The 14829-nt window shown below is 42.7% G+C and carries 10 protein-coding genes and 3 tRNA genes; 3 read left to right on the top strand and 10 right to left on the bottom strand.

The window, feature by feature from the left end:
- Positions 1-7: 7 nt before the first annotated feature.
- From ACNPNW_RS14380 to greB, 4 genes are all read right to left on the bottom strand, one after another.
- Positions 8-97 (bottom strand) — tRNA-Ser (locus ACNPNW_RS14380).
- A 273-nt stretch (positions 98-370) separates the two neighbouring features.
- Positions 371-460, bottom strand: a tRNA-Ser gene (locus ACNPNW_RS14375).
- A gap of 273 nt (positions 461-733) precedes the next feature.
- A tRNA-Ser gene (locus tag ACNPNW_RS14370) sits at positions 734-823 on the bottom strand.
- A gap of 88 nt (positions 824-911) precedes the next feature.
- Positions 912-1406, bottom strand: coding sequence for a transcription elongation factor GreB (greB, locus tag ACNPNW_RS14365; RefSeq protein WP_005103930.1), 495 nt, complete (start codon positions 1404-1406; stop codon positions 912-914).
- A 362-nt stretch (positions 1407-1768) separates the two neighbouring features.
- On the opposite strand from greB, the gene ACNPNW_RS14360 reads away from it, so the two are divergent.
- Positions 1769-2884, top strand: a complete 1116-nt coding sequence (locus ACNPNW_RS14360; RefSeq protein ID WP_004280534.1) for an MltF family protein — start codon at positions 1769-1771, stop codon at positions 2882-2884.
- Positions 2885-2977: 93 nt separating this feature from the next.
- Here the strand turns inward: ACNPNW_RS14360 and ACNPNW_RS14355 are convergent, their stop codons facing one another.
- Both ACNPNW_RS14355 and ttcA read right to left on the bottom strand, forming a co-directional pair.
- The gene (locus tag ACNPNW_RS14355) at positions 2978-3364 is read right to left on the bottom strand and encodes an SCP2 sterol-binding domain-containing protein (protein WP_004280536.1); all 387 of its coding nucleotides are present in this window, start codon (positions 3362-3364) and stop codon (positions 2978-2980) included.
- Between the two features lie 206 nt (positions 3365-3570).
- Entirely contained in the window at positions 3571-4497 is a 927-nt protein-coding gene (gene ttcA, locus ACNPNW_RS14350; RefSeq protein WP_004280538.1) for a tRNA 2-thiocytidine(32) synthetase TtcA, read from the bottom strand.
- Between the two features lie 499 nt (positions 4498-4996).
- Between ttcA and ACNPNW_RS14345 the strand changes: the two genes are divergently transcribed.
- Positions 4997-5869 carry a lytic transglycosylase domain-containing protein gene (locus ACNPNW_RS14345; RefSeq protein ID WP_448767087.1) on the top strand — a complete coding sequence of 291 codons (873 nt, stop codon included), beginning with the start codon at positions 4997-4999 and terminating at the stop codon, positions 5867-5869.
- Positions 5870-6045: 176 nt separating this feature from the next.
- A complete protein-coding gene (gene htpX / locus ACNPNW_RS14340) occupies positions 6046-6951 on the top strand; it encodes a protease HtpX (protein WP_004280540.1) in 906 nt (301 codons plus the stop codon).
- 81 nt (positions 6952-7032) lie between these two features.
- Here the strand turns inward: htpX and ACNPNW_RS14335 are convergent, their stop codons facing one another.
- The 4 genes from ACNPNW_RS14335 to ACNPNW_RS14320 all read right to left on the bottom strand — a co-directional run bounded on the left by ACNPNW_RS14335 (position 7033) and on the right by ACNPNW_RS14320 (position 14178).
- The gene (locus ACNPNW_RS14335; RefSeq protein WP_129716737.1) at positions 7033-7614 is read right to left on the bottom strand and encodes a DUF4112 domain-containing protein; all 582 of its coding nucleotides are present in this window, start codon (positions 7612-7614) and stop codon (positions 7033-7035) included.
- Positions 7615-7688: 74 nt separating this feature from the next.
- A complete protein-coding gene (mgtE, locus tag ACNPNW_RS14330; protein ID WP_129716739.1) occupies positions 7689-9029 on the bottom strand; it encodes a magnesium transporter in 1341 nt (446 codons plus the stop codon).
- 190 nt (positions 9030-9219) lie between these two features.
- Entirely contained in the window at positions 9220-12318 is a 3099-nt protein-coding gene (locus tag ACNPNW_RS14325; RefSeq protein ID WP_448767086.1) for a multidrug efflux RND transporter permease subunit, read from the bottom strand.
- A 258-nt stretch (positions 12319-12576) separates the two neighbouring features.
- Positions 12577-14178 carry an isocitrate lyase gene (locus ACNPNW_RS14320; RefSeq protein WP_004280550.1) on the bottom strand — a complete coding sequence of 534 codons (1602 nt, stop codon included), beginning with the start codon at positions 14176-14178 and terminating at the stop codon, positions 12577-12579.
- Positions 14179-14829 lie beyond the last annotated feature (651 nt).

Raw genomic sequence — 14829 nt, 5'->3', positions numbered from 1 at the left:
AAAAATTTGGCGGAAGCGGTGAGATTCGAACTCACGGAGGACTCACACCCTCGTCGGTTTTCAAGACCGGTGCATTAAACCGCTCTGCCACGCTTCCTTGGCCGCCATCATATAAATAAATTAGATTTTTGGCAATAAAATTTAGCGAAACTTCTATAAAAAGCGGCTTATTCAGCTAAAAATCATCCGAAATCAAAGCCAACCTGGGCATTTTCATTCAAAGATTTGAATCTTGAAATGATCTTGAGTTGTATTTAACTCAGTAGAGAATAATGAGAGAAATAACCACATTCAGCATCAAGCGGATCAACAACTGAAAAAATATTCAGACATAAAAAAACCCAGTCAAATTGACTGGGTTTTTAAAATTTGGCGGAAGCGGTGAGATTCGAACTCACGGAGGACTCACACCCTCGTCGGTTTTCAAGACCGGTGCATTAAACCGCTCTGCCACGCTTCCTTGGCCGCCATCATATAAATAAATTAGATTTTTGGCAATAAAATTTAGCGAAACTTCTATAAAAAGCGGCTTATTCAGCTAAAAATCATCCGAAATCAAAGCCAACCTGGGCATTTTCATTCAAAGATTTGAATCTTGAAATGATCTTGAGTTGTATTTAACTCAGTAGAGAATAATGAGAGAAATAACCACATTCAGCATCAAGCGGATCAACAACTGAAAAAATATTCAGACATAAAAAAACCCAGTCAAATTGACTGGGTTTTTAAAATTTGGCGGAAGCGGTGAGATTCGAACTCACGGAGGACTCACACCCTCGTCGGTTTTCAAGACCGGTGCATTAAACCGCTCTGCCACGCTTCCATGGCCGACATGATATAAACAAAAATCATGCTTGGCAAATATTTTTATGCTTTCACTGCATCAACTGCACAAAATAAAATCAATTACATTAATCTGCTGAATTTTCTGGCTTTTCATAACGAATTGAGTTGATGAACCAAAGTTTCTTGCCGGAGGGGGTCAATACCTCGGCCTCATCATCGACCTGCTTGCCTAATAACGCGCGTGCCATCGGTGAACTGATCGAAATATGCTGCGGATGATGATCATAAATTTCATCTACACCGACAATACGTAAAGTTTTTTGTTCCCCTTCTTCGTTTTCAATTTCTACCCAGGCACCAAAATAGACCTTACCCTCTTGCTCCGGGGAAAAATCTATAATTTTTAGCTCTTCTAGGCGCTTGCCGAGATACCTGACCCGTCGATCAATTTTACGCAAAATTTGCTTGTTATATTGGTAGTCTGCGTTTTCAGAACGGTCGCCGAGACTGGCTGCCCAGTTCACTTTTTTGGTAATTTCAGGACGCTCTTCATGCCAGAGATTCTTAAGTTCTGCCACCAATTTATCGTGTCCAGCACGGGTGATTAAGTTGGATTTCATACGTCTTGCTGATCATATTTTCAGTGTTTTAACTTACAAACAGCTTATTTTATTTACCATTTTAACACAATGGCAAAATTCCAAAAAAATTAACTTTATATTTCAGTATCTTAAAATTATTTTTAAAAATAATTTGTGTACAAAATTTGACAATCGTTTTTTAGATCATTAATATGCCAGCAACTTCCGGAAATGCTTACTTTTTAATCTATGTAGTTTTTCTACATAATTATCTTTAAATCTCTTGTCATTTTGAATGACGTCATGACTGCCCAACCCTTATTGAATTTATCAAACTGTTAAAATTTCTGGCTTTGTTGGCTGTGATTTTTAGGGCATAAATTACTTGTAGCGGAGACAACATGCACAGTAGTTCATCCACTGGGTCGAGGCTTTGCCTAAGATCTGTAATTTCTTCTCTCCCTTTGAAAGCACTTGTACTGAGCACTGCATTTATTCCCCTACACAGTATCAATGCAAGTAAGACCACACTTCAGTTTGATCATGTGGTCAATAGCAATAAGTTGACCGTGGTTGCGGTTGAAAATCCGACTACCGTATTCCAGGATGGACAACATCTACATGGCTTCGGTTATGATCTGGTTCGTAACTATGCCAACAATCTGAATGTAAAGCTCGATTTTAAAATCGTTCCTGATAATCAGACTGCCCTACAATGGGTTGCTCAGGGTAAAGCCAATCTGGCTATGACGACCACCGATATACGCACCATTGAAAACAAGCGTTTGACGTCATTCTCAGCCACTTGTGGCGATGAATCGATTCTGTCGAGTAATGGCTTGAATACCAATTTAAATCTGGTGTTTAAATCTGCTACAGATCCTTTGAGCCAGACGGCCAGTGCTTTTGTCTGCAAAGGCAAACAAAGTGGTGCCATCAAGCAGCTTGCTTCATTTTATAATCAGAATGTCGTGAAAGAGGAATCTTGGACCACCATTCAACGTGATTTGAACAACCGTCTGCCGATCTATGAAGCGAGTTTTAAACAGACAGCGCAGCAGTATGACCTGGATTGGCATTTACTGGCGGCCATTGGTTATCAGGAATCTTATCTGAAACCGAATTCAGTTTCTCCGACGGGTGTGCGTGGTTTGATGATGCTGACCAACAGTACAGCAAAAGCCATGGGCGTGAGTAACCGTACCGATCCTGCTCAAAGCATTCAGGGTGGTGCCAAGTATTATGATCAAATGCTTAGTCGCTATGATCATATTCCTTTTCCAGATCGGAACTGGTTTGCACTGGTAGCTTATAATATGGGCCCAGGTGCAGTGAATCAGTTGCAAAAGCGCATTCAGTCGCAAGGCAAGAACCCGAATAACTGGGTGAACTTATATGCCTATCTGGATCAGAATAAAGCCAATAATGGTCGCTACCGTCAAGCGGTACAATATGTGACCCGCATTCGTGCTTATTTGGAACATATCAAGACCACACCACAATTGGTGAATATCTAAGCTAAAACCTTAGCATTAATCAAAATGACATAAAAAAAGCTTACCTCAGGGTAAGCTTTTTTCGTCTTTATTCAGGCTAATGTCTTAGTAGAATTAAGCCGTGGTATTTTCAAGTACTTTCTTGAACAAATCTTTTTGTTCCTGACTTGGTTTTGCAGTTTGAAGTGCCATCAATTGTGACATATCACCCTGTACTTTGATTTTGCCGGTCATGAAGGCCTGCATCGCAGCAGCCATATCAAATTCCAGGAAAACTTTACGTAGAGTTTCGCCATCCATATTCAGCGTGGTTTTGGCATTTGAAGACAAACCTTTCTTGATTGCCCCACCATCTAAAGATAGTTCAGTATTACCTGTAGTGTCCGCTACAACCAAATTAATCGCAAGGTTCGCCAAAGCTGGTGGCAAATTCAAATCGCCAGCTTGCGCAGTTAGAGTTTCTACAGTTGAAAACCAATCATCAGTTAAAAAAGCAGGCATGATCTTTCCTCAAATTATTTGTTCATTTGTGTCGACTATCCAGACGACATCATGTTGAAGCTATTATGCTTGTGCTTTGTTATATCATGATCATTAGCGCAAAGGCTAACGAATTTTGTACGCGCCGTTCAATTTTTGTAGTTCTATTTTTATTTATGTTTATAAGCAGACATCAACCCGCGGGCTGATGTCTACACGTTCTAAAATTAGTCTGCAGCAAAGCCCAGATTAACCATATTGATCCGGCGGTTCTCGCCTTCCACCGCTTCTTCAGTTGAATCACCACCTTTGAAGTCGAATTCACGCTGGCTATCCAGAACTTCAAAATCAAATAATTCACGATCGACCAGCTGTGATGGCGAAACATTTTGCAATGCGCCAAAAATGCTGTGCAGACGTTTTGGATGTGCTTTATCCCAATCACGTAACATGTCATTGATAATTGCGCGCTGCAGGTTGTCCTGAGAGCCACATAAATTACATGGAATAATTGGAAATTGACGCATTTCTGCATATTTAATGATGTCTTTTTCTTCCACATAGGCCAGTGGACGAATCAGAATGTTCTTTTTGTCTGAAGACAACAGTTTTGGTGGCATAGCTTTCAAGCTGCCGCCATGGAACAGGTTCAGGAAGAAAGTCGCCAGGATATCATCACGATGATGACCTAAGGCAACCTTGGTCGCACCAATTTCCTGCGCAAAACCGTATAAAGAACCACGACGCAAACGCGAACAGACTGCACAGTAGGTTTTACCTTCAGGCGTCAACTTTTTGGTGATGCTGTAGGTATCTTTTTCCAAAATGTAATACGGAATGTTATTTTCTTCTAAATAACGCGGTAATACATCTTCCGGGAAGCCTGGCTGTTTCTGGTCCAGATTCACAGCCACTACATCGAAATTGATCGGTGCGATGCGCTTGAACTGTAGCAGGATATCCAACAGGGTATAACTGTCTTTACCACCAGAAATACACACCATGACCTTATCGCCTTCTTCAATCATCTTGAAGTCACGAATGGCATGTCCGACCTGGCGGCGAAGCTTCTTCAACAAACGGTAGTAGGCTGAGCTTGTTGGCAGTTCAGGTTTGAAATTAAATCCTTGTTCGGACTCAACTGGCGAGTACATAGACGAGATTAACCCATAAAAAAAATACCGCGCAATTTTAGCCGATTCGGACCGCTATCGCATCAAAAGAATTTATTTTCATGAAAATGTCTTATTAGTTTCATTTTCATGTTTTATTTAGATTGATATATTGAACGATTGCGTTCATTTTTTAGTCAAGATGCTTATCTTTTGGACTTTTCCACAGTTGTCCACAAAAGCTGTGGATAACTTTGTGGATTGAAACAGACTTGACAACTTGTCCGGCTCAAAAGATAAGGCTTTTCTTTGAATTGATCATTTTTTGATCAATTTAATTATTTATAAAAATCAATTAGTTAAACCTGTCAAGCCTAAGGTTTTAAATTAAATCATATTTTTTTTTCTACTGCTAAAATGTAAAAAATGACTTGCATTTACAAACTCGTTTATAAATGCAGCGCACAAGTCTTTTCATTCCGTAATTTTTTGTTAAACTCTTTATTGAATTTTTCTCGCTTGTGTTTACTTAATATAAACAATGAAAATAAATGTGTATGTTTTGGGGCGTTATGGGATCAGTGGTTTGCTATTAGCAAGCTGTTGTCATTTTGCTTATGCCGGTCAAACGATCTATCAATTACGTGACAGTAATGGCAGTACTTTATTGACCAATAAGAAAAGTCGCTATAACCATCTACAGGTAGAAAAGAAAACCTATTATCCAGACAGCAATATTCACAGTTATAGCAACTGGGGTTCAAGTGAAGCTTCGGTATTGCCAAGTTATAGTAAAAATAAAAATGCCTATGACTCGATCATCCGTCAGGCAGCACAAACCTATGGTGTATCTGAAGGCTTGATTAAAGCCGTGATGCATACCGAATCCGGTTTTAATGTGCAGGCACGTTCTCCAGTCGGTGCACAGGGCTTAATGCAACTCATGCCCGCGACTGCCCGTCGTTTTAATGTCAGCAATGCTTATGACCCGCAGCAGAATATTATGGCAGGTGCCAAATATCTGGCCTGGTTATTGAAACGTTTTAATGGCAATACCACCTTGGCACTGGCCGGCTATAATGCCGGTGAAGGTAATGTTGCCAAATATAAGGGCGTACCACCGTTTCGTGAAACTCAGGACTATGTCCGTCGTGTCAGCAGCCGTTATCAGAACCTATATGCTCAAGGTCTAGGTAATCATAGTGCTGCCTATACAGCATCTTCTGATACTGGCCGTGTGATTGCCAGTTCTGACAATTATTCGATTGAAACCACCACAGCTTCCAATATTCAGGCTGCCAAGTATCAGCGTCAGATCATTGCTCAAGCGGATGGCAGTTTCACCGATGCACCGGCAGGCTCATATGCCACCGCGAATGCGTCAGCATCTGCAAAAATATATTTAAGTGAATAACTCCTAAACAGCTTTGTTTTTAAAGACCTATGTTTCAATTTGCACAAAAAATATCCTGTGTTTTTTGTAGCCAAATGCTATTTTTTCCTTGAATTCTTCTCGATTTCACCGCATATTGATTTCAATGATTTACATTTAATAATCAGATTATTTTTCTATAATAAGAGGATTTCTCAATGATGCGGATTGGTTTGTTCTTGCTAACCAACCTCGCGGTACTGGTTGTAGCTGGCATTATCTTGTCACTCTTCGGTGTCGGTAGTTACCATGGCGCAGGTGGCTTGAATCTAGGCAACCTGTTGGTCATCTGTTTTGTGTTCGGTATGGTCGGCTCAATGATTTCCCTGTTCATGTCTAAATGGATGGCGAAAAAGACCACGGGTACTGAACTGATTGACCCGAATGCACCTCGTAACCAAGCTGAAGCCTGGTTGCTCCAAGAAGTTGCACAACTTTCTCAGCGTGCAGGCATTAAAATGCCGGAAGTGGGTATTTTCCCCTCTTACCAGTCGAATGCCTTTGCCACCGGCTGGAACAAAAATGATGCTCTCGTTGCGGTATCAACTGGCTTGCTTGAGCGTATGAACAAAGACGAACTTCGTGCAGTATTAGCGCATGAGATTGGTCATGTCGCCAATGGTGACATGGTCACTCTGGCACTAATCCAAGGTGTTGTGAACGCCTTCGTGATGTTCTTCGCACGTGTCGCAGGTGATTTTATTGACCGCAATGTCTTTGGTCGTGAAGAAGGTGAAGCCCCGGGTATTGCCTATTTCGTGATTACTATTGTGCTGGATATCGTGTTCGGTATCTTGGCATCGTCGATTGTGATGTGGTTCTCTCGTCACCGTGAATACCGTGCTGATGAAGCAGGTGCACGTCTGGCAGGTAAACAAGCCATGATTTCAGCATTACTGCGCTTACAGGCAGAATCTGAAATGCCAGATGCCATGCCGAAAGAAATGAAAGCATTTGCGATTTCTGCGGGTAAAGAAGAAGGCTTTAGCCTTGCTGCATTGTTCCAGACGCATCCAAGCATCGAACAACGTGTCGCTGCATTGCAACAACTTGATTGTGCTTAAGTAAAACTTTATTTTTGATTCAAAAAAAGCCTGCAATTGCAGGCTTTTTTTATTGGATTCAATTATTCTTTAGCTGACCTATCATTGGCTGAACCATTGATACAGCGCCATAGCACCCCACCCGATCGCGAAGACAAATACAATCAGGAATAAAGTACCTAAAATATCGGGGATGTGAATCCAGATCCAGGCCACCACGGGATTGCGCCAGAATGCAGATTGCTGTTGTTTGCGTTCCAGACTTTCATGCAAAAATGGGTGTACCACATGCCGGTCGCTGCTAATCTGATATTCCTCGCGAATATGCCGATGCACGACATCGAGCGCCTTGCGACTGGGCCGAATAAAAATATCAAAGACCGTGCCCGCCACCGGAATAAATCCTACTACCGCATCGATCGCCGCCATCTTCATCACTGGATTGAGTTTGGCACTCGGAACCCCGATCTGTTTGGCCTTATGAATGGCATAACAGGTCAATACAAAACCGGCAATATCTCCCGCAACCGGAATCGTACTCAAAGCAGCATCTGCCCCCACTCCTTGCTTGGTAAACGGAATACGTACTACGGAATCCATTATATTGGCAAACTTGGCCAGATCACGTTCCAGACGTATCACCTCTTGTTGGCTTAGTTTTGGTTTTTGTCCAGACTCAGGCATAGGTTATTCCAGAAATAATGCTGATTTTCATGAGCATAAAGTATTTTTTATACGCTGATGTATCAATCTGTGAATTAAAACAATAATTTGGAAGCCACAAATAAATACAGAATCACACCAGTAGCATCGCAGATGGAAGTCACCAACGGCGCCGAAGCACTGGCAGGATCAAGTTTGAGTTTATTTAAAATAAAAGGCAGACTCATGCCGATCAGGCAGCCCATCAACACAATCCCGAGCATGCTGATGGCCAGCACCACAGCTACCATAATATCTCCCCGAATATAACCCAGAATGGATACCGCAATCGCCATGGTGCCGCCTAAGCACAGCGCCACCAGAGATTCGCGACTGAGCAAATTAAACCAGTCCTTAAATTCGACATCGCCTGTGGCCAAGGCACGCACCATCAAGGTGGCGGATTGCGAACCGGCATTTCCGCCACTCCCTACCAAAAGTGGTAAGAAAAATACCAACACGATATGCGCGGCAATGATCTCTTCAAAGTGTGCAATGCCAATTCCAGAGAGCAGACTGCCAAAAACCAGAATGACCAGCCAGAAGACCCGCTTCTGATACAAGGTCAAAATCGGGGCAGTTTTAAGGCTCAATTCAGTCAACGGCGTCACTGCACCCGACTTTAAAATATCTTCAGTAGTTTCGGCTTCGACAATGTCCATTGCATCGTCATAGGTGACAATTCCTAAGAGTTTTTGCTGTGCATCAACTACAGGCAGAGCAATAAAATCATAATAGGCCAAGGCTCGAGCTACAATTTCCTGATCATCTGTTACTTGGGCAGAAATGACGTCACGTTGCATCACCTCGGCAATGCTCAGCTCAGGTAAGGCCTGAATGATCTGCCTTAGGGAAATCACACCGATCAGCCGTTTTTCTGCATCGACAATATAAATCAGATACAGGGTTTCCTGCCCGGCGGCCACCACACGTAAAGCCTGTATCGCTTCATCCATGGTTAAATCAGGTGATAGCGTCACAAAACTTGAGCTCATCATGGCCCCAGCCGTGCCTTCCGGATAGATGGCCAGATCTTTGAGTGTCTGCTGGGATTCTTCAGATAATGCGCTCATCAATTGCAGCTGTAGCGGCGGCGAAAACTGCTTATAAATATCGACAAAATCATCAGAAGGCATTGCATCCAGAATGGGAACAAGTTCTGAAATAGATAAGTGCTGTGCCACGTTTAACTGCTGCCCTAGGGGCATAAAAGCATAGACCAAGCTTGGTTCATTCAGTTCCCTTAAAATTCGGGCCTGTTGCCGAGCATCTAAACGACTTAAAATGCGCGCCTGATCGGCGACATTCAGCTGACTGAGTAAACCTACAGCGATGTCGTGATTTTCAGAATGTAATTGTTGTTGGATATGCTGGATTTTTTCTGAAATTGTCGGCATAAGCAGCTCATCATAAAAGTCTGGCATTCAAGAGATGTTTGTCCTGATCCCTATGTATCCTAATTTTTCATGTGAATAATTTTAATGATCATGCTGCAATATGACGATATTTTTTGTATTAATCAAATCCTCGATATTTAGCCAGAAAAAAGCCTGACTGAGTCAGGCTTTTTATAAAAAAACCATAAATTTATTCAATAATTGGTTTTTTCTTTATCAAGCGACGAATCAAAACATACATAAATGGAATAAAAATCAGCACCAGCACAGTTCCAAAAATAACACCACCAAATACACTCACCCCAATTTCCTGACGACTCACCGCACCTGCCCCTGTAGCAAAGACCAACGGTAAAATCCCTGCGCCAAAGGCCAAAGAAGTCATCAAAATTGGACGTAGGCGTAAAGAGGCACCTTCTAGTGCCGCTTCTACTACCGATTTGCCTTGTTGCTGCGCTAATGAAGCAAATTCTACAATCAAAATAGCATTCTTACAGGACAGACCGATGGTGGTCAGCAAGGCAATCTGGAAATAGATATCATTCGGGAAACCAGCCAGATAACTAAAAATAATATTGCCGCCAATCCCCAGTGGAATTGCCGACATCACGGCGGTTGGAATGCTCCAGCTTTCATATAAAGCCGCCAGACACAGAAAAATAAAGCCAATTGAAATCAGATACAGCCAGATCGCCTGATTATTGGACTGTTTTTCCTCAAAGGAAAGACCGCTCCAGACCACATCGACTCCCTCCTGTTCAGCAATCAAAGCTTCCACATCCTGCATGGCCTGACCGGAACTGCTGTCTTTGGCCCGATCGGCTTCCATTTGCAATGCGGTATACCCCATAAAGCGGTTGACCACTTCAGGACCACCACTCCAGCCCACTTGCGAGAAGTTACTGAAAGGCACCATCTGATTTTGGTCATTTCGTACATGCCACTGTGCCAGATCTTCCGGCTTAGAGCGGAATTCAGCATCACCCTGCATAATCACCCGTTTAATCCGACCACGATCAATAAAGTCATTGATATAACTGCCGCCCCAAGCACTGGATAAAGTACTGTTGATTGCCGATTGAGTCAGGCCGTTGGCCATGGCCTGTTTCTGATCAATATTGACACGTAGTTCTGCTTTGTCAGGATTAGAACGCTTGCCCAGATTTTCAAAGCTTGTATAGTTGCCCGCCCGAGCTTCCAGCGCTTTAAATTGCTGTTCCAGATATTGCCGGCCATTGCCATTGATGTCTCGAATCCAGAAATCCAGACCATCGGTTTGTCCCAGACCATTGACTGAAGCTGGCATGGACACATTAATTTGTGCATTGCGATTACTCTGGAAATGCTTCAAAGCCCGTTCACGAATCGCTTGTGCAGTATTGTCCTGACCGGAACGCTCATCCCAATGTTTCAACGCTACAAAACCGGTCGCGAGGTTCTGACCAGTTCCAGAGAAATTTCGCCCATAACGGATCATCACCAGATTGACATTAGCTTGTTCCTGATCCAGAAAATACTTACGGACTTCTTCACCGATCTGAATGGTATTTTTCATCGGAGCGCCTTCCTGCAATTTGATTTGCAAGCTTAAGATCCCCTGATCCTCACTCGGTAAGAAACTGGTCGGCAAGGCATGATAGAACAGCGCAAACACACCGATCAATCCGGCAAACAGCAGCAAACAGATTGCCTGACGCTGGACCGTGAGTTTAGACAAATTCAGATAACGATGTTTTAAATGATCCAGTTTCTGGTTAAACCAGGATGCCCATTTTGCCGGTTTAGGATTCGGTTTTAGAATAAGCGCGCACAATGCTGGGGTTAGAATCAATGCCACCATTAAGGACAGCGACATGGCCGCAACCAAAGTGATAGAAAATTGGCGATAGATCACGCCAGTCGAACCACCAAAGAAAGCCATCGGAATAAAGACTGCGGTCAAAACCAAAGTAATCCCGATCAGTGCTCCACTAATTTCCTGCATGGATTCCAGGGCCGCTTCCTTGGCAGACAGTTGCTTTTCATGCATCAACCGTTCGACGTTTTCCACCACAACAATCGCATCATCCACCAACAGGCCGATCGCCAGAACCAGCGCAAATAAGGTTAAGGTGTTGATACTCATACCCAGTGCATACAGCACCGCCATCGTACCCAAAATCACCACTGGAACAGTCACGGTAGGAATCAAAGTGGCACGCCAGTTCTGCAAGAAAATGAACATCACAATGATGACCAAGATCACGGCTTCGATCAGGGTTTTGACCACTTCTTTAATTGATTCTTGTACAAAAGGCGTATTGTCACGCGGGTAAGCAATTTTATAGCCTTCAGGCAATTGCTGGGAAATGCGGGCAATTTCAGCTTTAATCAGATTAGAGGTGGCAATGGCATTGGCACCTGAGGCCAGCGAAATACCCAGACCAGCCGATGGATAACCATTATTAGTACTATAGGATTGATAATTTTCAGCACCCAGTTCCACCCGCGCAATATCTTTCAAATAAATAAAGCTGCCGGCACGATCCGATTTGACAATAATATTCTGGAATTCTTCCACGGTTTTTAGCCGTGAACCCGAAGTAACTTTGGCATTCAGGTATTGCTCATCTATAGCGGGCAAATCACCAATCGCACCAGCAGCGACTTGGGTATTCTGGGCTTCAATCGCAGCACGCACATCGCTTGGCATCAGGTTATATTGTTTTAATTTTGCCGGATTCAGCCAGATCCGCATCGCATATTGTGAACCAAAAACATCGACTTCACCAATGCCTTCAATCCGGGAAATGTCCTGTTCCAGATGGGTCATCAGATAGTCGGAAAGTTCAATATTGTTGCTGCGCCCCGACTCATCATACAGGCTGATCACCATATGGGTATCGCCGAGCGATTTGAAGACATTAACGCCTTGGCGTTGTACATCTTCCGGTAATCGGTTTAGTACCCCATTAATCGCATTTTGTACCTGAACCTGTGCAGTATCTGGGTCGGTGCCATTTTCAAAGCTAATGCTGACCCGGCTGCGTCCTGAAGAATCACTACTCGAACTGAAATACAGCAGATGGTCAATGCCTTTGATTTGCTGTTCCAGCACTTGAGTCACGCTTTCTTCCACAGTTTCCGCAGAAGCGCCGCTATAAGTTGCTGCCACCGTTATCCTTGGCGGGGCAATGTCCGGATAACGTTCCACTGGCAGGTTCATCACTGCGAACAAGCCGATTGCCATGACAACAATCGCCAGCACCCCAGCAAAGATCGGGCGGTGGATAAAAAATTTAGACAGCATAAGTCCGGGTCACTTTTAATTAAATAGGGGTAAATTGATGCAGAACATAAGCATGCTATATCCAAATATTCAGTGACATAGCGCTAGAATGCAAGAATTAAACACATAAAAGCTGCGATAAAAAACCAATCATGGAGAAATTATGGATAATCCCTTTTGAGCACATTCTTGAGATTGCTCTTCCCTATTTATTAATAGCATTTTTCCAAACAAAAAACCCTGCAGATGCAGGGTTTTTTGGTGAATCAATTGAGCGGATTAAGCGCTGAACTGGTTCATTGTGTTTTTAGAATCATCACCAGCTTTCAATGCATTGTCACCAGCGAAGATTTCTTTGTGGTCATCACCGATGTCAGAACCAGCCATTGCTTGGTGTTTAACACATGCGATACCGCCGCGGATTTCTTTACGTTGTACGCCAGCAACATAAGCCAACATACCTTCAGTACCGAAGTAACCTTGAGCAAGCTCATGAGTAGAAAGCGCAGCTGTGTGGTAAGTCGGAAGTGTGATCAAGTGATGGAACACACCCGCTTCACGAGCAGCATCAGCTTGGAAGGTACGAACTTTTTCGTCAGCTTCAGCAGCCAGTTCAGTTGCATCGTACTCAGCGCTCATTAACTTAGCACGGTCGTAAGCAGAAACGTCTTTACCTTCAGCAACCCAACGGTCATATGCTTGTTGACGGAAGTTTAAAGTCCAGTTGAACGAAGGCGAGTTGTTATAAACAAGTTTCGCATTTGGAACTGTTTCACGTACACGGTTAACCATGTGAGCGATTTCAGCAACGTTTGGAGTCGCAGTTTCGATCCAAAGCAAGTCAGCACCATTTTGTAGGCTAGTTACACAGTCAAGTACAACGCGGTCGATTTGCGTGCCTTCACGGAACTGGTATAGACCAGAAGCAAGACGTTTAGGACGGTGAAGTTTACCATCACGCTTGATCAGGATTTCGTCTTCTTGAGCTTCTGAAATGTCGATTTCAGTTGTATCTAAGTAGCTGATGTATTGAGAAGCGATGTCGCCTGGCTCTTTAACCACTGGGATTTTTTGAGTCAAGTCAGCGCCTTCAGAGTCAGTACGTGCAACGATGATACCGTCGTCAAGACCCATTTCCAGGAATGCATAGCGAAGAGCGTGGATTTTCGCGATGAAGTCTTCGTGTGGAACTGTTACTTTACCAGCTTGGTGACCACATTGTTTCGCATCAGAAACCTGGTTTTCGATTTGTAGTGCACAAGCACCCGCTTCGATCATTTTCTTAGCAAGTAAGTAAGTCGCTTCTTCGTTACCAAAACCAGCGTCGATGTCCGCAATAATTGGCACAACGTGAGTTTGGAAGTTGTCGATTTGTGAAGTGATTTCAGCTGCTTTAGCAGTGTCGCCCGCTTCTTGTGCTTTTTTAAGTGCACGGAACAAGTCGTTTAATTCTTTCGCGTCAGCTTGACGTAAGAATGTGTAGATTTCTTCGATCAATGCAGGAACAGACGTTTTTTCGTGCATAGATTGGTCAGGAAGTGGACCGAATTCTGAACGAAGCGCTGCAACCATCCAACCAGAAAGGTAGATGTAGCGACGTTCAGTTGTACCGAAGTATTTTTTGTTCGCAATCATTTTTTGTTGCGCGATGAAACCGTGCCAGCAACCTAGTGATTGAGTGTATTTGCTAGAGTCTGCATCATAAGCAGCCATATCACGACGCATAATTGCCGCTGTATATTTCGCAATGTCTAAACCAGTTTTGAAACGGTTTTGAAGTTGCATACGCGCAGCATCTTCAGGACTGATGTCTGCCCAAGTGTTACCGAATTTCGCTTTTAATTCGCGGATTGCATCAATCGCTGTTTGGTATGTAGTCATGATATATTCCTGTAATAATATTAGGATTTTTCTGCAACGAACCGCTCAAATCACACCCTCAATGACTTGTTCAGATTTTCGACGATCCGTTGGGATAGCTAAAGATTAGTGGGCTTATGAAAATTAATCCAATAGTCTGCAAGAATCTTCAGTATTTATTTAAAAAATGAGTAGATCAAAGTCTTAGTACAATCTTAATTAATTAAATTAAATCGCTGTTTTATATATATTTATTTAAAAATAAAAATTAATAAAATTTCCGCATGTTGCTTAAAAATAATTCATTAGACTTAAGTCTGGATATGGATTTTATGTCCTTTTATTTTTAAAAAATGCTGATCTTTGATGATTTATTCAACTCAAGGAATTCTTGATTTAGTTTACTTTTCACTCAAATCTTGAATGCAAGAATAGCTTTTATGATTTTCTTTTAAAGCGAAAAGAGGGCTTTCATCCCAATCTATAAAAAAGGCTAAATGATGGTCCATTTAACGTGCATCTTTTTTCTTATGTACACTGTAAATAATAGAGTCTAAGCCTGTGTTAATTCTGTAAACTTTATCAGTGAGCACATGGCTTTTTTTCATCGGCGCTTTACACAAGGCCCGGCAATTATGGCATAATCATCATAATTTCTTGTATTTATTCTCG

It is taken from the genome of Acinetobacter endophylla (assembly GCF_053543775.1).
The sequence above is the reverse complement of the archived record's forward strand: the minus strand, read 5'-3'. Positions and strand labels throughout refer to the sequence as shown.

What these genes read in the sequence shown, in the direction of transcription:
- ACNPNW_RS14360 (WP_004280534.1), top strand. Translation starts at nt 1,769, where the DNA reads ATGCACAGTAGTTCATCCACTGGGTCGAGGCTTTGCCTAAGATCTGTA.
- htpX (WP_004280540.1), top strand. Translation starts at nt 6,046, where the DNA reads ATGATGCGGATTGGTTTGTTCTTGCTAACCAACCTCGCGGTACTGGTT.
- ACNPNW_RS14320 (WP_004280550.1), bottom strand. Translation starts at nt 14,178, where the DNA reads ATGACTACATACCAAACAGCGATTGATGCAATCCGCGAATTAAAAGCG.
- ACNPNW_RS14345 (WP_448767087.1), top strand. Translation starts at nt 4,997, where the DNA reads ATGAAAATAAATGTGTATGTTTTGGGGCGTTATGGGATCAGTGGTTTG.
- mgtE (WP_129716739.1), bottom strand. Translation starts at nt 9,029, where the DNA reads ATGCCGACAATTTCAGAAAAAATCCAGCATATCCAACAACAATTACAT.
- ACNPNW_RS14335 (WP_129716737.1), bottom strand. Translation starts at nt 7,614, where the DNA reads ATGCCTGAGTCTGGACAAAAACCAAAACTAAGCCAACAAGAGGTGATA.
- greB (WP_005103930.1), bottom strand. Translation starts at nt 1,406, where the DNA reads ATGAAATCCAACTTAATCACCCGTGCTGGACACGATAAATTGGTGGCA.
- ACNPNW_RS14325 (WP_448767086.1), bottom strand. Translation starts at nt 12,318, where the DNA reads ATGCTGTCTAAATTTTTTATCCACCGCCCGATCTTTGCTGGGGTGCTG.
- ttcA (WP_004280538.1), bottom strand. Translation starts at nt 4,497, where the DNA reads ATGTACTCGCCAGTTGAGTCCGAACAAGGATTTAATTTCAAACCTGAA.
- ACNPNW_RS14355 (WP_004280536.1), bottom strand. Translation starts at nt 3,364, where the DNA reads ATGCCTGCTTTTTTAACTGATGATTGGTTTTCAACTGTAGAAACTCTA.